The following is a 17010-nucleotide window of genomic DNA, read 5'->3' as shown; positions in this document are numbered from 1 at the left end:
CGGGAGTGCGTGTCGCTGGCGGCCGCAGGGCAGGCCAGGCCGCAGCCGCGCGACTGCGCCGTGTGCGGGTGCAGGTTCACCCCGGCCACGCTGCGGGACAGGTTTTGCGGTCCCGGTTGCGAGGCGGCGGCACATGGCCTGGACCACGGGTTGTTCGAAGATCCGTGGGCCTCGGGGGACATTCCGCCGGATTGCTATGGCCGCGACCTGTTCCGCATGCCGGACATGGTGCTTGGATTCTGAGGCCCGCCGAAGGGCGAGCGGTCGTTACCGGCGAGGGGATCGTGCCGGTTGGCCGCCACACGGCGAGGACGCCGTCCGGAGCGCCCCGCACCGGTACGGGATATGCCGATCCGCGTGAGCAACGCGATGCGGCTGGTGCGACATGACCGTCGCAGAGGAGGATGCCGCATGGCGGCTGTGAACAGAGTGATGCTGCTCGGGCGCGTGATGGCCGCGCCCCGGCCAGGAACCGGCACGATCGGTGATTGCGTGCTGTTTTCCGTCAGCACCGAGGGTGCCGGACAGAACGACGCGGGCCAGCGGCACCGGGTGCGCGTCACCGGTGACCAGGCAGCGTGGTGCCTTGCGCGGTTGCGGCGCGGCATGCTGGTGCATGTGGAAGGTGAATTGCTGGCCTGCGCGCGGGAGGGGGAAGCCAGCGCCGTGGTGGCGGCGTGGCTGGTCCAGGCCGTGGAGGGTGACCGGCGTTCCGGGCCGCCCATGCATGCGCCCTTGCATGCGCCAGTCAGCCCCGTTGCGTTTTCCGGCGCGATGCACACCGCACGCGCCGAAACACCCCATTCCAAGGCACGGAGCGCCAGAGCGGAGTTTTTCGGCCAGGGGGAGGATGATAATGCCGGGGACGGTGCCGTGACGTGGCCCCTGGCGTGGCGGCGGGCACCGGAAATGGCCGGAGGCGTGCCGGGCATGCCGTCGGGACGCATGCATTGAGATGCTTGGGCATGTGGCCGGGGGCGACCGGTGTCGGGCGTCCGCGATGCAACGTCAGCGCAATGTCAGCCGCGGCGCGAGGTGCCGCGAAACAGGGAGGAAGGTCGCATGCAGGGCGCGCAGCAACCGCAGCAACGGTTTGTGCACGATCACGTTCCGGAGGTGGCGCGGGTGCCCCATGGCGTCTGCGGATGCGGCGAGCCCCGGTCCGTGGACGTTCGCCAGGAGGCTTCCCAGTCTTGGGGATGGCGGGGCGGTGCGCACCATGCGGCCACGGGCCGGGAGGCGCCCCGTGATTCGGCTGGGGGCTCGGCATGGGGGCCAGCATGGGGGCGGACGCACGGCCAGTCGCCTGCGCCATCCGTCCCCTTTGTCCTGGTGGGGCTGGACGCCATCGGTCGCGCCGTGGGTGCGGGACAGGGGGCGGTGAAGCGTTGGATTCGGGAGGATGGATTTCCTGCCCGCAGATGCTCGGACGGTACCTACCGGGCCGATCCCGAGGCGGTGCGGCGGTGGTTTTGGGGGGAACTCGAAGCGGCCCCGCACGGAGCGTTGCCGACCGGATATCCTGCCCGGACGCCCCCTGACGGAGGTATCCGCCACGGACGTAGGGACGGTCCCACGCGCGGGCATTGATCGGAACCCGCGGGAGTTCACGAAATTCCGTAACATGCGAGGCCGGACGGCGGATGCCGTCCGGCCTCGTGGCATTCTGCGTTTGCCCTTGAGGGGGGGGGGCCTTATCTATTGTCCCAGGATGGTCACGTTGAATTCGTCGTCCACGGCCACCTTGACGTTGGCGGTGATGCCGATCCAGCGCGAGGCCGCCACGGTAAGCGCAGGCAGGGCACCCAGGATGTCGCGCGAGGTGCCGGTGCTGGACACCACCACCTTCCACAGCACCGGGCCGGTCAGTTCGGTGGGCGATGGCAGCCCTTCCACCGTGCCGATGGGGGTGCCGTAGGGCGGTCTGGCATATTCGGGCACGTCCGGACCGGCCGTGTTCGGGCCGGACGCGGTGGAGGCCGCCCCGTCGGACCGTGCCGGGCGCGCGGTATCACCGGTGGGTTTCGTGGGGGCGTCGGGCTGCATGGAGGGCGCGGGCGGCGGTGCGACCTGTGGGCCGGATGTCGCCGCCACCGGCGCTTCCTGCCCGGCCTGGGCCGAAGGTTGCGTATCCTGTGCGGCACCACGACCGGAACGAAGGTCGCGCGCCTCAATGGACAGGGTGCGGGTATGCACCACCATCATGGGGGGCGGGTAGCCGTAGCCGGTGCCGAACCCGCGATAGCCTCCGTAGCCCCAGCCGCCGTACCGGCTGCCATAGGCCCCGCCGTACCACGGCCACGAACCGTAGCCGATGCCGACGCCCACGGACGGGCGCGCGGGGTATGACGTGTCCGGCACCTCGTGCGGGCCATCCACCTTCCATTCCACCACCACGGCCATGTCCGCCGCTTCCGGACTGGCGGCCTCGCGATAGCCGTGCCCGGTGAGCACGGCACGCAGCCGTTGGGTGGACTGGCGGAACATGTCGGCGTTGATGGCGTTCATCGTGGACAGTGCGGTGCCGGGCACCAGCACGTAGCTTTGGCCGGCCTTGCGGAAGCCGGGGGCCGACACGGCCAGCACATCGGCCTTCATGCGCGGGGCGCACCCCGCAGCCAGCAGCATGCCCAGAAAGAGCAGACCGGCGAGCAGCCCGGCCAGCAGGCGCGAGATGCCCGGAAGGCGGCTGTATGCGGTGCGGGCGGTCATGGAATGTCCTTTGCCATGCGGCGGATGCGGTCGTTATGCATGGTCGCCACGTCTCGCCATGTGGCGATGGTCGGGGTGGTTTCCAGTCTCAATGCGTCCGGGAGACGTCAACGGTCAAGTGGACCATGCCTTTCAGAATATGGGCATGCGGGGGATGGCTGTCCATGGCATGCCGCTGGAAGGCGCAACCGGCACAGCGCAACATGTTGGCGCATCCCGTCCGTACCGCGAGCATGAGCGGCATGGGGGCATGCGGTGATGGGGGGGCATGCGGGGCCTGCACGCACGCCGCTGATACGGGGTCGGGCGGATCGCGCTGCACATCGCGTCCGTGTCCCTGGGCATGTCTGGCCCTGTCTGGTCCTGTCTGGCCTTGCCTGGAGCATGTACGGGCCAAGTCCACCACGACAATGTTGGTCGGATGCGGTCCTAGCGTTGCCGCAGGGGCAGGGTGAAGGTGAAGTGCGCCCCCTTGCCGGGTTCGGAGTGCAGGGCAAAGCTGCCGCCATGATTGTGGGTGATCAGGAAGTACGACACCGACAAGCCCAGCCCGGTGCCTTCGCCGGGGGGCTTGGTGGTGTAGAAAGGGTCGAAGACGCGGGCGCGCACCTCGGGCGTCATGCCCGGCCCGTTGTCGCTCACGGTTACCGCCACCAGGTCGTGATGACGCTCGGTGCGGATGGTCAGGGTGGGCGGCGCGCCGTCGGGTGGCGGCGTGGTGGCCAGGGCCTGGGCGGCGTTCTTGAACAGGTTCAGCAGCACCTGTTCCACCTCTGTGGGCAGGCAGGGCACCGGCGGCAGCATGGGGGAATAGTGGCGCACGATGCGCAGTGTGCGGAAGTCGTAGAGTTTCTTCAGGTCGTAGTCGTTGGCGGCCAGTTCCAGGGTGTTCTCGATGAGCCGGTGCAGGTCCTGCGCCACGAACGCGCCGTCGGCGCGGCGGCTGAAGTCGAGCATGTTGGCCACGATATGCGCGGCCCGCGCGCCGGAGGCGGCGATGTCGTCGAGCATGCGCAGTATTTCGCGCCGCTCCAGATAACCGCGCACCTGGTCCATGGTCAGACCGGCCTCGTGGGCGGCGGATTCATTGTCGGGTCGCCCCGTTTCCACCCGGCGGCGCATGTTCTGCACCGCCTGCAGGATGCCGCCGAGCGGATTGTTGATCTCGTGCGCCATGCCCGCCGCAAGGCCGCCTACGGTCAGCATCTTTTCCGTCTGGATCATCATTTCGCGGATGCGCTCGCGCTCGGTCACGTCGTCCACGCGGATGACGGCGCCCTGCGTGCCGTTGGCCATCAGGGGAAAGACCGTCACGTCCTCGTAGCGCACCATGTCGCCATCGGGCCGCAGCAGGCGCTGTCCGTCACGCACCAGACCGTCTTCCAGCGCCTCGAACACCAGCGGCTTCAGCTTTTCCAGCCGGGGGAACACTTCGTCCAGGGGGCGGCCCAAGGCTTCATGGGCTTCCTGTCCGGTGGCCTCCGCCGCGTGGCGGTTCCAGTGGGTGACCAGTCCTTCCGGCGATACGCCGACGATGACCGAGGGCATGGAGTCCAGGGTGTTTGCCAACAGGTTGCGCAGCCGCCGCAGTTGCCGTTCCGAGGCGGCCCGGCGGCGCATCATGTACACCAGCACGGCAATGGTGGACGCCAGCGAAACCACGAACAGGATCAGCATGTTGATCTGGGTACGGTAGGCCCGGTAAAGCGAGAAGGGGCGGTCGATCACGGTGCTGCCCTCGGGCAGGCTGCTTTCGGAGATCCCCCACCGCTCCAGCGCGGGGGCGCGGTACACGTAGCGGTTCACCCCTTCGGCCTGTACGGGAATGTCCTGGGCGCGCGTGCCGGAAATGACCCGCAAGGCCATGCGGCCCAAGGCCTCGGCCTGAAAGGCCGCCCCGGACACCTTGCCGCCCACCGTGGCTCCGCGCAGGTTGAAATCGACAAGGCAGTGCACGGGCACCCGCGTGGCGGCGGCGATGCGTTCGCCCATGTCTTCGAAGGTGGTGGCGTAGCCCGCGCTGTCGGCAAAATACACGCCCAGCAGAACGGCCGCGTCGGGGGGCAGGGTGGCCAGCCGGGACAGCAGGTCGTCGAAGGCCAGGGGCGGAAATTCGTGCACCTGCACGCCGCCGGGCAGTCCCGCGAGTTGCCTCGACATGTCGCGGGCCACGGCCCGCCCGGTTTCGGTGTGGTCGTTGACGAGATAGATGTGCCGTGTGCCGGGGTGCATCCCCAGCATGGCCAGTGCGGTTTCGCGGGCGGAAAAGGTGCTCAGCACGCCCGAAAGCCGGGGCATGGCCGCCACAAGGTTGTCGTGGAAATGGTTCACTCCGCAGAACAGTACGGGCACGCCGGGGAACAGCGCGGCGTGGTGGGCTTCCAGAAAGTCGAGTGCGTCGTCGTCGCTGGTCAGGATGAGGGAGGGGGTACGTTTGGCGTATTTCAGGGCCAGCACGGCGGCAAAGGCGTTGAGGTATTCCGGGGTATGCACGCGCTTGGAATCCAGGTTTTCCACGCGCAGGGTTATGTGGTTGTCCATGGGGGCCAGCATGCTTTCCACCGTGTCGGTGATTTCGCGCACCCGGCCCATGCCCTGCTCGTAGGAATGCAGCAGCAACACCAGGTGGCGGCCATCCTGCACGCCGCGCGCGGCGATGGCGTCGGCAAGGGTCTGGACCACAGAATCGGTCACCGACCGGGCCACGGCGTCGGGTGTGGTGCTGGCGGCATCCTGCATTCCCGTTTGCGCCCCTGCCTGTGGCACGGTCTGGAACTGATGCGGAGTCGTCTCCGTGGCGGAGTCGGTGGCGTGGGCAGCGGGTGCCGCCAGGCACACGAGCAGGCACGCGAACAGGAACATGAGCAGACGGCCAGGCTGGGGGACCGGCTGGCGGACGGGCACCAGTGTTGGCCCCCTCCGGACGTGGGGGGCGGCGGCGTTCATGACGTGCCCCCCAGCGGCAGGGTGAAGGTGAAGGTGGCACCCCGGCCGGGCTCGGAAACCACGGCAAACGTGCCCTTGTGGTTCTGGGTGATGATGAAGAACGCCACGGACAGTCCGAGGCCGGTGCCTTCTCCGGGCGGACGGGTGGTGTAGAACGGGTCGAAGACCCTGGCCCGAACCTCTGGCGGCATGCCGGGGCCGTTGTCCGAGACGGATATGGCCACCCCGTCCGGATGATGTTCGGCCCGTACGGTGATGGTGGGCGGAGCGCCATCGGGCGGGATGAACCCGGCCAGGGCCTGCGCGGCGTTGCGCAGCAGGTTCAGCAGCACCTGCTCCACCTCTGTGGCCAGGCAGGGGGGGGGGGGCAGGTCGGGCGGAATCTGCACATCCTGACGACGAGTGAGATAACAGGGGCTGTGGGTGTGATATAACCGGGATGAGGCGGGACCATCCGGGACATATCGGGACGAGACACATGGAATATGCTTCCGCATCGCGGAATAACGAAGGGGGCCGAAAGCCCCCTATCGTTTTGGGCCGATGAGGCCCATTCCTGCACGGTCTGGTATGGTCCTGTCAACTCAACGGCAAGGGCAGTTGCGGCGTGCGGCGTTTGGAGCGCTCGTCAGCGACGATCCGGTAAACGGCGGACAGCGACAGGCGATACTTCTTGGCTAGATCATGGACATTGTCGCCTGTGAACTCGTTATACAGGCGAGCGTTGCGGCGCGCATTGTCCATCGGGATGTAGACGGACTGTCCGCCCCACTCTTCTGCCAATCGGTCAGCGACAACCCGTCCCAGGTCCTTGGGGATGGAAGCCAGTTCCTTGCGCTCCAGCAACCCACGGATGCGCATTTCTTGCGCGGCGGTGGCTTCCACGGTCTCCTCTACGTCCTTCAGAAGATCGCAACCGCGCTGGGTGAACCTGCTCATGCTGCTCATGCTGCGGCCTCCTCGGCGATGGCCGCGATCTTCGCCCGGGCGGCCTCGTCTTCCACGCGGTCGCCCCATGCCTTGAGGGTTTCAATGACCGACTGCAACTGCTTAGACGTGCACCACTCCATCTTCTCCGCACCGGTGATCCTCTTTACGTAGGCAAGCAGCGCCCGTTCGCTCTTGTTCCGGACCTCGCCTGCCGCGTGGAGAGCCAACCACAGTGCGCGAATCTTGCTGGCCTGCGGCGAGTAGTCGGTCACGTCGGGCTTGGACATGCTGAACCCGGCGCGCTTGAAGGACAACAGAACGGCGCGCAACTCGCGGTACGTCATGCCCTTGGTCGAGTCCCTGCCCGTGGCGGCGCGCAGCATGGTCCGGTACGTCTCGTCATCCAGCCCAAGCTGCCGCTTGCCAACGTGGATCACCTTGATAAGCCGGGCCGAGGATTCCTGTGTCTTGGTCGCCATGCTGCGCCCCCTTCTAGATCGCCGCGATGTCCAGCGGGATGGCGTCGTAGCCGCCCGCCGAATTGCGTTCGTAGACACGGATGTAAGCCTTGGTGCCGGTGACCTGGATGGATTCGCCGATGGCCTGCATGGCTTGCAGCCACCGCTCATCGTCAAAGTCATAGCGCCGCAAGGCCAGAATGGCCCCGGTATTGATGCGGCCTTCGCTATCCACGTCGAAGGCCTGCGTGACCAGGGTTTGCAGTTCCGGACGGCTGGTGGACGCCCACTCCCGCAGGCAGTCGTCGATCAGCGACTTGGCGGCCTGCAAGCGCTCATCGAACGTGATGTGTTCGGCGATGGAGCGCTGAATCTTGTAGCGCCCGTCGTAGCTGACCAGCGTTACGTTGCCCTTGTTACCGCCGATCTTGGCCCCGTACTGTTCGGCGCTCAACGAGACAAACGCGCTGACCTCGCCCATTGCGCGCGCCTTGAAATCTGCCAGTTTGCCTTGCACCGCGCGGGCCTCGGCCACCAGTTCCAGCACCAGGTCATTTCGGGCCATGTCCGCAGGGCGGATGGCGTGCTTGGGAATCAGGTGTCCCTGGGCGTTCTCCATGTAGCCGTCGGGAATGTTGGTGGGGGTGCTCATGCGTATCTCCTTATATGCTGTTGATGACGTCGGCGGTCACGCGGGCCTCGCCGATGTGCGCGGCCATATTGATGGATGCGACCAGCGCGTTGTTGACGGCCAGCGGGTAGACGAGCGACACGGCGCGCCCGCCCTTGTTGCGCGGGCCGGACAGCTTGTCGGCCAGCGCCTTCAGGGCGTCGTCAGCAATGACCTTCTCCATATCCACGCCCGCGCGCTTAAACTTGTGCTCGACATAGCCCGCCAGATCGTTGCCGAGGGGGTTGATGTCCACCACCTCGCAGCGCTGCACCACCTCGCGGACGGTGCTGTCCGCCTCGCCGAGCTTGGTGCGCAGTTCCGTCTGGCCGATGAGGATCACGGACAGCAGCTTGGTGAATCCGTCTTCCAGTTCCAGAAACCGCTTCAGGTGCTTGAGGGTGGCGTGGCTCAACGAGTGCGCCTCTTCGATGATCATGCAGTGGCGCTGGCCAGCACGGGCGCTGTCGCGGAGCACCTGGTGGACCTGCCGGAAACGGGCCTCCGGGCTGCTCATGCACTTCGCATGGGGGGCCACGGAGTACAGGATAGCCTCGGCAAGGTGGATGCTTTTGAGCGCCTTGCCCTGCTTGTCGTTGTCCTCGCTGGCCAGCACGTAGGGCTGGATCAGCACGATGGGCAGGCCGTCCGCCTGGACCCGGTTTTCCAAGTCCTTGCGCAGCGTGCTCTTGCCGCTGCCGGATTCGCCGATGACGGCCAGCAGGCCGCCATGGCGCGCGGTACTGAGCATGATTTCGCGCACGTAGCGCAAATCACCGGACAGCCACACGTCATCGGGGCCATTCAGGTCATCGGAAAACGGGTTGCGAACCAGCGCGAACTGCCGCTTTGCCTGGGGGGTCAAGGTCTGCTTGCGCATCAGCATGGTGTCATCCTCCGTTGATTCGGTGCCGGGCTTGCCCGGCTTGGTTTCGTTCAGGGCCGCAAGGGCAGCCGCCTTGCTCGCGCCGTTTTTCGTCAGGCAGTCCAGCAGCCGGGCCTTCACGCCTTCGGTGTCGCGGCGGGGCCACACACCCCGCGTGACGATGGCCGAAAGCGCCGCCGGGCTGATGCCAACCGCGTCGGCCACCGCGCGCTGGGGCTGTCCCAATCCTTCCAGCAGTTGCTTCAGCCGCATCTACACCCCTCCTGCGGCCACAAGCCGCAGCGGCGCGGGGGCTGCCGCCGGGGCCGGGGTTGCGAACCGGGCCGCAATGTCTTCCAGCGCGTCTTGCGGAACCCCGTCGGGGTAGCGCTGGCGCAGCCATGCCATGCCGTTTGGCCCCCACTTTTCGCCCACCATGGCGCGCAGCTGCTTGGCCGCCTCGACATGGGACATGGGCGCGACCTCGCGCCGGGCCGCGTCCACGTCCAGCGCCGTACCCCGGCGCGGGATGTAGATGGGGGCGTCCTGCGTGTCGGCCAGCATGTCCAGGTGCGCATAGGCAGGGGTGCGGGACTTGGCGGCCTTGTCGGCATCGGCCAGCGTGTCCGCCGCGTAGGCCTCGCGCTTGATGTCCTTGAGCACCGTGTCGGTGCGGGTATCCGGCAGCGCCGCGTACCCTTCGCCGATCACCTGTGCGTCAACGCGGAACCCGGCATCGTCGCGCTGGATGGGTTCCACCGTGGTGACGATTTCCGAGCCGTCCGCTTTGGTGACGATCACGTCCACAGCCGGGGCGCGGTACGGGTTGACCGCCACCTTGACCGTCTGCCCCACCACGATGCCCTCGACATAGCGCACGTCATAGTCGCGCGACTTCTGGCCCTTGATAGCGTGGGATATGGTCATCTTGGGCGTGACCTTCACCTCGCGCGGCTCGGTGGCCACCAGGTCGCGCAGCATCTCCTCTGACGGGGCCACCCGCAGTTGTTCCTGGCGAATGGACAGCCACGCCTCGTTGCGGGTGCGCCCGTGGCGCCCGTGGATGGCGGTGGCGTTCCAATGTATGCGCCACCGTTCGGCGGCGGCGTTGAGGGCGTCGATGTCGGCGATCTGCATGCACGACAGACGCCCCTCGAACTGCGTTTCGATGAGGTTCTGCCCCTGTTCCACTTGTCCCTTGGCACGCGGATTCCCCGGCTTGTGCGGCAGATGCTTGATGCCCAGCGAGCGCAGCCAGCGCGTGACCAACCCGGAGAGGTTACCCGCACCCTTGTCGGACAGTAGCACCCAGGGCACGCCATGCATGGGGTCGTGCGGCCCTCGGTGCACCATGGCCCGTATCAGGGTATCCAACACGGACATGGCGTCCTCGCTGCCCAGCACGTACCGGAAGAACAGCGCGCCGCTGTTGTGGTCGGTAATCACGATGCGCCACACCCTGTCGCGCTCGGCCTTTTCCAGATTGGCGGGTTTGTTTTTGTAGTAAACCGCCTCGTCCATCACGCGGACCTTTCCGCGCGGCAGGTAGAACACTACGCACAGGGATGCGTCGATGGCCCACACGTGGTTGGGGTGCAAACTGCGCAGTTCCATCGCCGGGTTGCCGCGCTCCAACTGGTCCGGATGGCACCCGTAGATGGACATGGCGCGGGCCACTGTACTGGGGCTGGGCATGGCGATCTCTCCTGTTTTCGGGTTGACCACCCCGTAGCCGTTGCCGCCCAGGATGTCGCAGGCCACGGTGATGGGCATGGTCCTTTTGCCGTTGGCGCGGGTGGCCACCTTGACCAAACCGGCGGTGAAGCGGGCCAGGTCCTCTGGCACGCTGATGCACCCCCGGTCGGCGCGGGTCTTGCGCCCGCTTTCCCAGCCCACTTTGCGCAGCTGGCGATACACCGTCTGCACGCTGCACCGCAGCGCCTTGCTGGCGGCAGCCACCAGCGCGCCGCTCTCGGCGGGGGCTGCGTACAGATTGGCCTTCAGGCGCATGAGGTATTCAAGGCGCGGCGCGTCCATGACCATCCCCTATTCGGCGCTGTCGTCGCCCGTCGCGTCACCGCGCTTGCCGTCCACGTCGCCCTGCCACTTGGGGTACACGACCTGCCGGAAATCCACGTCGATGCTGTTTTCGTGCAGCAGATCGGCCAGCCGGAGGCACACGTTGCTCCATGCCTCGTGCATGTAGGCGCACGTGGCCGCGTTGGCTTCGCGGTTTTCCAGCACCGCCCTTGCGACGGCGAGGCCCTGCACCGCCGCGCCCACAAAACCGTGCAGCGCCGCGTCCAGTTCCTTGCGGGCGTTGGCCTCGCGCTCCATTTCCAGTTCCAGCCGCTTGTCCGGGGGCAGGCTGGTGAGCTTGGCAAGTTCGGTCTGCGCCTCGTCTAGTGCCTTGTTCTTGGTGGCCAACACCTTGTCGCGGGCGGCCAGGTCGGCGGCCAGGTCATCCTTCTCCTTGCGGACGGTGGCGTTGCGGGCGGCCAGTTCTTCCAGCAAGTCCTTCAGGGCTTCGGGGTCGCTCTCTTTCACCGCCTCGCCCTCAATGACCAGCTGGCGGGCGTCATCGGGCAGCGCCCGCAGTTGGCGCAGCTGGCGGTAGCCAAGGCCCAGGCGTTGGGAGGCTTCCAAAAACTCCTCGCCGAGGAGCATGAGGTTCTTGATGTCCTCGTCTGCCTTGGAGCGGCTGACTCCCAACACTTCGCAGAGGTCTTCAAAGGTGCGCAGTTCGACCAGTTGCCCTTGGGCGTTGGGCATGGAGAGGCCCTTGTAGTCCCCGCTCTCCTTGCGTTCAGCCAGCCATTTCGTGCGGGCCAGCCCCGTGAATCTGCTCATGAAGTCGAAAGCGCGCGCCATGCCGAAACCTTCGGCGAGGGTCATTTGTTGCGCGGTGACGGCCTCGGCCAGCGTGGTGGCCACCGTGCGGGTGGCTTCAATGGAGGCGGTGACCGCGCCGGGCAGGTCGGGCAGCGGTTCCACCGGGGTAGTGGCCGTGGCCGGGCGGCCACGGCGGGCGCTGGTGGCTGCTGCGTCGTTGAGCGCTTCGGTCATGGATTCGGGCGTCGTCATGTCGTGCTCCTTATTGGTTGCCGCCGAGGGCCAAAGCCCCGGCCACGATGCGCTGATTGAGTTCGGATATGCGGAGCGTGGTGCGCTCCACGTGGTTCGAGTAGGCTTGGGCGATCTGCAACGGCTTGGCCGACAGGGACCACCGACCGCTTTCCAGACGCTGCACCCAACCGATGTCGGCCAGCACGGCGAGGTCGCGCGAAATGGTGGGGGGCGGCGCGCCCAGGGTGTCTGCCAGTTCCTTATTGGACAAGCCGTCCAGCACGCGCCCGGCAAGGATTTCCACGATGCGCAGGCAGCGGCGGGTGGCGGCGTTGGCGGTAGTTTGCGTGGTCATGGCTAGCCCCGCTGCATCTTTGCGCTGACACCGAACTGATAGTCGCCGTCATCCTGCGGCAGGAGCGACCACACCGTCATGCCGAGCTTGCGGGCGTGATCCAGTTCCGCGCGGATGCCGACAGACTGTTCCCACCCGTCAATCATGAGGATGCACAACGACTTTGTTGCGGCGAGCATGGCAAGGCACACGTGCTGCCACGCCTGCCAGTCGCCCTTGGCTCCCCACACGGCCATGGGGTGCCCCATGGAGATGGGCGATAGCACCCTGTGCCCGTTGTTCATCAGCCACGCGGCGGCGCGGGCAGCTTCCAGCCAGCGTTGTTCCCTGACGGCATGCTCGGGGTGGCTGTAGGGCGAGGCGAGGTAGAAGAAATACTTCTCGCCGCAACTGCCTGCCGAATGCTTGGAGGGGGCGAGAAACTGAACCTTGCCCTCGGCTATGGCGGATTCGTCGATGATCTTTTCGTGGGGCCGCCCACAGCAGGGGCAGTGCCAGTCGCAGTTGAGGACCACCTTGTTGCTGCTGCTGTACCCCGTGACGCGCGTGCGAATCTGCATGACGGCGTTGTCGGGTACCGCGTCGTGTGCGTTGCCGCCGTACTGGTGGCGGGGCACGTCCAGGACGCGGACGAACGAACCCACGTAGTCCTTCTTGAACTTGGGGGCCGGGATCACATTCCACGCGCGGACATCCGCCGGGCGGACGGGGTTCCAATCCTTGCCAAGGGCGGCGGCCAGCCTGTCGCGCTCGGCCTGTTCGCGGGCCTCGCGGTCGGCGGCGTACTTGGCCATGTCGTCGCTGCCGTAGGGGCTAGGCGTTTCCATGACGGCCCTCCATGCCCGGCAGGGTCGGCTGGCGACGGCCTGTCAGTTGTTCCAGTTGGGCGTCCACAAGTCGTTCCGCCGCACGGGCAGCGTCCAGGTCGGGCAGTTCGCGGGTGCGGAAGTAGGTGCGCTGGAGTTCGCGCATGCGGTCCACGTCGGCGATGAAGGTCTTGATATTGGCGGCCATGGCTAACCCACCTGCGCTTCAAAGATAGACGCCCACGCCACGGCGGCTTCCGCCGAGGTGAAGACGGCTGCGAATGAGCGGTCCCGCTTCTCGTGGTCGGGATATGTCCCTTCGCGCAGGGTGGTCGGCCAGTCCTTGCCTTGGATGACCTGAATCACCAGTTCCCCGTCGTCGTTGGTTTCCTTCAGGACCAGCACCTGACCGCCGTCGAGATCGAACAGGCGGGCAAACGGCACAGGTTCGAGAAGCCCTTTCCCGGGCATGATGCGGAAGACGTCCTGACGCATCTTGTCGGCGCAGAAGAACGCGCCATCCTCGGCTATGTTGTCGAACATCTGGTGGACCAGGCTGGCGTCGTTGACGGACATATGGGTGGTGGCCACCAGACCGTCTTCGAGATCAATGGTGACAAGCAGAGCGGGCCGCCCATCGTGCTCCCCTTTGCGGACAAGAACCTGCTGGCCGTCGCGTTCGAAGAGTTTGGCGAACATGGCCTACACCCCCTGTTCCTTGCGGGCGCGATCAAAGGCCCCGTCCAGCAGCTTGGCCCGCTCGCGGAGAGCCAGCGCCACGCCGTCGGTCATGGTGTCCGCGTAGACGTGGATGACCCAGGCGGCGCCATGGCTGGAGCAGTAGGACTGGACATCGCCCGTGCTGTCGAACGCGATGTCTTCGGGGATGGGCAGGTTGAAGGCCATGTAGAGGCCGGTCTTGTTGAAGAGGATGGTGTCCGCAGTGCCGTGCGGAGAATCGTCGGACGTCGCCAGTTCCGGGATAGCGAACAGGCTGGCCAGTTCTTCCTGTCTCTGGCCCAGGCACAGCGCCACCAGCGCGCTCGGCGCTTCCTCGAACAGGCTCAGCGGCAGCACCGTCTGCAACAGCAGGTCGGCGTCGTACATGATCTCCCGCAGTTCATCACAGAGGCTCATTTCCATGGGGCGCTCCTAGCGCGCGGCGCACAGCGCCGGACAGGGTTGCGGGGTGCCATCCGCCAGGCGGACGGGGACCAGGGCCGAGGCGGAGCCTATCCGCACGGCCACGTGCTGGATGCCGCCCTCGCACCGGTGGGTGACGGTGGCGGGCGTGTCGGGCTGGCTGGGTGCGTCCGGCGCGCAGCCAGTGAGCATCAGCAGCAGGCAGGCCAGCGCGGCCAGCTGCTGCAAGGCTATGCCGATGCCTCGGCGCACATGGCCCACGCCAGCGCCGCGAAGGCGGATGATGGGGGTATCCACCCGCGCCTTGGCGATGTTGACGGCGCGGTGGCTGATGACGCTGGTGACCACCAGTACGGCGGTGGCAGAACCCACGCGGGAGGCAAGGTCTGCCTCGCGCCCGGTGTAGCAGCGCAGGTCCACGCCGCGCTCGGCGGCGACATCGCGGTACTTGCCGTGCAGGCGGTCGAGTCCGCCGATCAGGACGATGCTGGTCATGCGGCCTCCTGGATTTCAATGTGGATGGCGCAAATGATGATGTCGGTCAGGCCGTAGCAGTTGAGCACATCCGCCTGATGTTGCGGGCTAAGGGTGCAGGCCTTGCCCTCTTCGTAGCCGATGACCACGCCGCGCAGGCGGTCAGCCTTGCCGTAGCCGCGAGACAAGATGACCTCGCGCCCTACAGGGCAGGTGCCTACATTCCAGCGCGGCCCCCACGCGCGAAACTCCACGGTCTTCTCGCCGCTCTTGAACGCGTCGAAGTGGCGGGCCTTCAAGGGGATGAACAGCGGGCGGGCGCTCATGCGGCTACCCTCGCATCCACGTCGATGATGACGGCCTCGGCGTCGGCCAGCAGGTGCCCCAGGTCGGCCACGGCGTGCGTGCCAACCGGAACCATGCGCACGGCAGCGGCATGCAGGGTATCGGCCCCCACCACGCGGGTGTCGGCGGTCAGCCTTGCGCACAGCGTGTTGGCTTCGGACAGGCCCATGCGGGCGGCATCGTCCACGTCCATGGTCCAGTGCGACCGCCGCGACACCTTCACGGCAAGGCCGGTCTGACGGGTGCGGGCCGCGTCCACGATGCAGAACGCGCTCATGCGGCACCCCCTGCCAGTTGCAGGGCGGCGCGCAGGGCGTTGCCCCGGCTGTCGCGCGGGGCGATCACGGTCACCTCGCCAGCCTCGCCGCGCACGCGGATCATCACGTGGCCGGGGGTATGCGAGGGACAGGTGTACAGGCGCATCGGCTCCATGCCGTGGACGGCATGGCCGGGAGCGCACGGGGGAATGTGATCGGTGCGGGGTTCCATTAGGCGGCCCTCCGACGTTGCGGCAGCCCGGTCAGCTGCACGCCAAGGTCGGCGAGTTCGCGCACCAGCTTGTCGATGGCGGGGGCGTAGGCGTCCGGCTCTTTCCACGCCATGGGGAACAGCGCGTGCGGTTGGACACCTTTCTTGATCAGGTATGCCAGCACCTTGCGATTATTGCGGGTGCCAGCGACAGTGGCTTGGACAAGGGAATGGTGGACGCCCAGCGTGCGGGCCACGCCGGACATGGACAGCCCCTTGTGCTTCAGATGGGCCTGCAATTGGATGCAATCCCGGCCCTTGCCGAGACCGTACTGCACAGTCACCGCGTTCATCGGGTTCCCTCCAGTTTCGAGATGAGTTGGTCTTCCAGGTTGCGCTGGCGCTTGGTGCGCAGCTTGTGCTCCAGCACGCCGCGCGCGTACTCGGCCAGCTTGAGGATGTCTGGCCCTGCGGTGGTTTCACCGAACATGGCCTCCAGCCAGAATCGCAGCGGGGACGGATCGTCGAGGGCGAGGCAGAAGACATGCACGGCGTAGATGCTGGGAACGTGGTCCACGTCTTCCGTGGCCAGCCACTTGTCGAGAGTGTCGCGCGCTATGCCTTTGGCTCTGCCTTGCGTCAGGCGACGCCCGGCAGCGGCGGCCAGCTCGTTCATCTCGTCCACGATCTGGTCGCGGGAGAGCGGGCTGGCCTTGGCCGCGCGGAACATGGACCCCTTCAACGCGTTGATGAACCCGGCGGCGCGCATGGCCTTGCGGCTGCGCACTTCCGCCGAGCGGTTTTCCTCCGCCTTGCGGTTCGCGTCGTCGAAGAGGGAAAGGTGGGTGGTTTGCACACCGGCCTCGCTTGCTTGTCCGAATTTGGGCCGGGCAGGCCCTTTCGGTGTCCGATCTCTGCCGTCTCGCGGCGTTGACCCTTGCGGCGCGGGCTGGTAGCGTCGTGCTTGCTAGTGCTTTTTGCTACCGTCCCGCAAATGGACAGTGTCCGTTTTTGGGATGATAGTCAACCCGTATTCGGGACAAAACATCCCAAATCCTAGAATTGGGCACGATATGCCAAGCATCGCTGAACGAATCCGCGCCTTGCGCGGCGACATGTCCCTGGCTGCCTTTGCGGAAGCTACTGGCATTGCACGGAGCACTTTGGGGAGATATGAACAGGGCGTTGGGTCACCTGATGCCGAGGCGATCATGGCCCTGTGTCGTGTGGGCAAGGTCACGACGGATTGGCTCATTTTTGGGACAGATGACCCCGTGTCCATAGACCCACAGGCCACTCTTGCGGTTTCGAGTGGCGCGGCCCCTTCCACGGTGGCCTGCGCGGACTGCGATGTGGTGATGATCCCCAAGGTGCAGGCGCGCCTGAGCGCAGGCGGCGGCAGCCTGGAGGCCAACGGAGACCCGGTGGGTAGCTATGCCTTCCGCTCGGACTGGTTGGTCCGGAAAGGTCAGGTCGCCAGCATGGTGCTGATGGACGTTGTGGGCGATAGCATGGCCCCGGCCATCGAGGACGGCGATATGGTGCTGATTGACCAGTCGCAAACAGGCGTGGTGCCTGGGGCTATTTATGCGGTAGGCGTTGAGGATGGGGTGTATGTCAAGCGGCTGGACTTCTTGCCTGGAACGCTGGTGCTGAACTCCGTCAATCCGACGTACTCGCCCATTGAGGTGCCGCTGCGCGGCGACCTAGCCGACACGGTGCGGGTGATCGGGCGCATCATCTGGTGGTGCCGGGAAGCGAAGTAGAAACGC

Annotated in this window: 23 protein-coding genes; 3 read left to right on the top strand and 20 right to left on the bottom strand. The window is 66.5% G+C overall.

Annotation, left to right across the window (positions count from 1 at the left end):
- Together FVW27_RS20715 and FVW27_RS18880 are read left to right on the top strand one after the other, a co-directional pair.
- A partial coding sequence (locus FVW27_RS20715; protein WP_208294885.1) for a hypothetical protein occupies positions 1 to 243 on the top strand: 243 nt, incomplete at its 5' end.
- Positions 244 to 411: 168 nt separating this feature from the next.
- A complete protein-coding gene (locus FVW27_RS18880) occupies positions 412 to 954 on the top strand; it encodes a single-stranded DNA-binding protein (RefSeq protein ID WP_167128210.1) in 543 nt (180 codons plus the stop codon).
- Between the two features lie 744 nt (positions 955 to 1698).
- On the opposite strand, the gene FVW27_RS18875 is transcribed toward FVW27_RS18880, so the two are convergent.
- From FVW27_RS18875 to FVW27_RS18780, 20 genes are all read right to left on the bottom strand, one after another.
- Positions 1699 to 2712, bottom strand: coding sequence for a hypothetical protein (locus FVW27_RS18875; RefSeq protein WP_167128207.1), 1014 nt, complete (start codon positions 2710 to 2712; stop codon positions 1699 to 1701).
- Positions 2713 to 3141: 429 nt separating this feature from the next.
- Positions 3142 to 5658: an ATP-binding protein gene (locus FVW27_RS18870; RefSeq protein WP_243838579.1), complete on the bottom strand. Its 2517-nt coding sequence runs from the start codon at positions 5656 to 5658 to the stop codon at positions 3142 to 3144.
- The gene (locus tag FVW27_RS18865; protein ID WP_424991895.1) at positions 5655 to 6047 is read right to left on the bottom strand and encodes a sensor histidine kinase; all 393 of its coding nucleotides are present in this window, start codon (positions 6045 to 6047) and stop codon (positions 5655 to 5657) included. Before FVW27_RS18865 ends, FVW27_RS18870 begins: the two co-directional genes overlap by 4 nt.
- 190 nt (positions 6048 to 6237) lie before the next feature.
- Entirely contained in the window at positions 6238 to 6606 is a 369-nt protein-coding gene (locus FVW27_RS18860; RefSeq protein ID WP_167128204.1) for a Mor transcription activator family protein, read from the bottom strand.
- Complete coding sequence (locus FVW27_RS18855) at positions 6603 to 7067, bottom strand: gp16 family protein (protein ID WP_167128201.1); 465 nt, start codon at positions 7065 to 7067, stop codon at positions 6603 to 6605. Before FVW27_RS18855 ends, FVW27_RS18860 begins: the two co-directional genes overlap by 4 nt.
- Positions 7068 to 7080: 13 nt before the next feature.
- Entirely contained in the window at positions 7081 to 7698 is a 618-nt protein-coding gene (locus tag FVW27_RS18850) for a DUF3164 family protein (protein ID WP_167128198.1), read from the bottom strand.
- Positions 7699 to 7708: 10 nt separating this feature from the next.
- Entirely contained in the window at positions 7709 to 8854 is a 1146-nt protein-coding gene (locus FVW27_RS18845) for an AAA family ATPase (protein WP_167128195.1), read from the bottom strand.
- Positions 8855 to 10618: a DDE-type integrase/transposase/recombinase gene (locus tag FVW27_RS18840; RefSeq protein ID WP_167128192.1), complete on the bottom strand. Its 1764-nt coding sequence runs from the start codon at positions 10616 to 10618 to the stop codon at positions 8855 to 8857. It lies immediately after the preceding gene.
- Between the two features lie 9 nt (positions 10619 to 10627).
- Positions 10628 to 11665: a kinetochore Spc7 family protein gene (locus FVW27_RS18835; RefSeq protein WP_167128189.1), complete on the bottom strand. Its 1038-nt coding sequence runs from the start codon at positions 11663 to 11665 to the stop codon at positions 10628 to 10630.
- A 10-nt stretch (positions 11666 to 11675) separates the two neighbouring features.
- Positions 11676 to 12002 carry a helix-turn-helix domain-containing protein gene (locus FVW27_RS18830; RefSeq protein ID WP_167128186.1) on the bottom strand — a complete coding sequence of 109 codons (327 nt, stop codon included), beginning with the start codon at positions 12000 to 12002 and terminating at the stop codon, positions 11676 to 11678.
- 2 nt (positions 12003 to 12004) lie between these two features.
- Positions 12005 to 12829, bottom strand: coding sequence for a DUF1937 family protein (locus tag FVW27_RS18825; protein WP_167128184.1), 825 nt, complete (start codon positions 12827 to 12829; stop codon positions 12005 to 12007).
- Positions 12816 to 13016 (bottom strand): hypothetical protein, encoded by a 201-nt coding sequence (locus FVW27_RS18820; RefSeq protein ID WP_167128182.1) that lies wholly within the window; start codon positions 13014 to 13016, stop codon positions 12816 to 12818. The genes FVW27_RS18825 and FVW27_RS18820 overlap by 14 nt, the downstream gene beginning before the upstream one ends.
- A 2-nt stretch (positions 13017 to 13018) precedes the next feature.
- Complete coding sequence (locus FVW27_RS18815) at positions 13019 to 13507, bottom strand: hypothetical protein (protein WP_167128180.1); 489 nt, start codon at positions 13505 to 13507, stop codon at positions 13019 to 13021.
- A 3-nt stretch (positions 13508 to 13510) separates the two neighbouring features.
- Entirely contained in the window at positions 13511 to 13951 is a 441-nt protein-coding gene (locus FVW27_RS18810; protein ID WP_167128177.1) for a hypothetical protein, read from the bottom strand.
- A 9-nt stretch (positions 13952 to 13960) separates the two neighbouring features.
- Positions 13961 to 14446 (bottom strand): DUF2325 domain-containing protein, encoded by a 486-nt coding sequence (locus FVW27_RS18805; protein ID WP_167128174.1) that lies wholly within the window; start codon positions 14444 to 14446, stop codon positions 13961 to 13963.
- The gene (locus FVW27_RS18800) at positions 14443 to 14751 is read right to left on the bottom strand and encodes an ASCH domain-containing protein (RefSeq protein ID WP_167128171.1); all 309 of its coding nucleotides are present in this window, start codon (positions 14749 to 14751) and stop codon (positions 14443 to 14445) included. Before FVW27_RS18800 ends, FVW27_RS18805 begins: the two co-directional genes overlap by 4 nt.
- Positions 14748 to 15047, bottom strand: a complete 300-nt coding sequence (locus FVW27_RS18795) for a hypothetical protein (RefSeq protein ID WP_167128168.1) — start codon at positions 15045 to 15047, stop codon at positions 14748 to 14750. Before FVW27_RS18795 ends, FVW27_RS18800 begins: the two co-directional genes overlap by 4 nt.
- On the bottom strand, positions 15044 to 15259 hold the full coding sequence (locus FVW27_RS18790; protein ID WP_167128165.1) for a hypothetical protein: 216 nt from the start codon (positions 15257 to 15259) through the stop codon (positions 15044 to 15046). The genes FVW27_RS18795 and FVW27_RS18790 overlap by 4 nt, the downstream gene beginning before the upstream one ends.
- Positions 15259 to 15591, bottom strand: coding sequence for a hypothetical protein (locus FVW27_RS20710; RefSeq protein ID WP_208294884.1), 333 nt, complete (start codon positions 15589 to 15591; stop codon positions 15259 to 15261). The genes FVW27_RS18790 and FVW27_RS20710 overlap by 1 nt, the downstream gene beginning before the upstream one ends.
- The gene (locus tag FVW27_RS18780; RefSeq protein WP_167128162.1) at positions 15588 to 16094 is read right to left on the bottom strand and encodes a hypothetical protein; all 507 of its coding nucleotides are present in this window, start codon (positions 16092 to 16094) and stop codon (positions 15588 to 15590) included. The genes FVW27_RS20710 and FVW27_RS18780 overlap by 4 nt, the downstream gene beginning before the upstream one ends.
- Before the next feature lie 160 nt (positions 16095 to 16254).
- Between FVW27_RS18780 and FVW27_RS18775 the strand changes: the two genes are divergently transcribed.
- Positions 16255 to 17004, top strand: a complete 750-nt coding sequence (locus FVW27_RS18775; protein WP_341806179.1) for an XRE family transcriptional regulator — start codon at positions 16255 to 16257, stop codon at positions 17002 to 17004.
- The last annotated feature ends 6 nt before the right edge of the window (positions 17005 to 17010 follow it).

It is taken from the genome of Nitratidesulfovibrio liaohensis, assembly GCF_011682075.1.
Lineage (GTDB): Bacteria > Desulfobacterota > Desulfovibrionia > Desulfovibrionales > Desulfovibrionaceae > Cupidesulfovibrio > Cupidesulfovibrio liaohensis.
The sequence above is the reverse complement of the archived record's forward strand: the minus strand, read 5'-3'. Positions and strand labels throughout refer to the sequence as shown.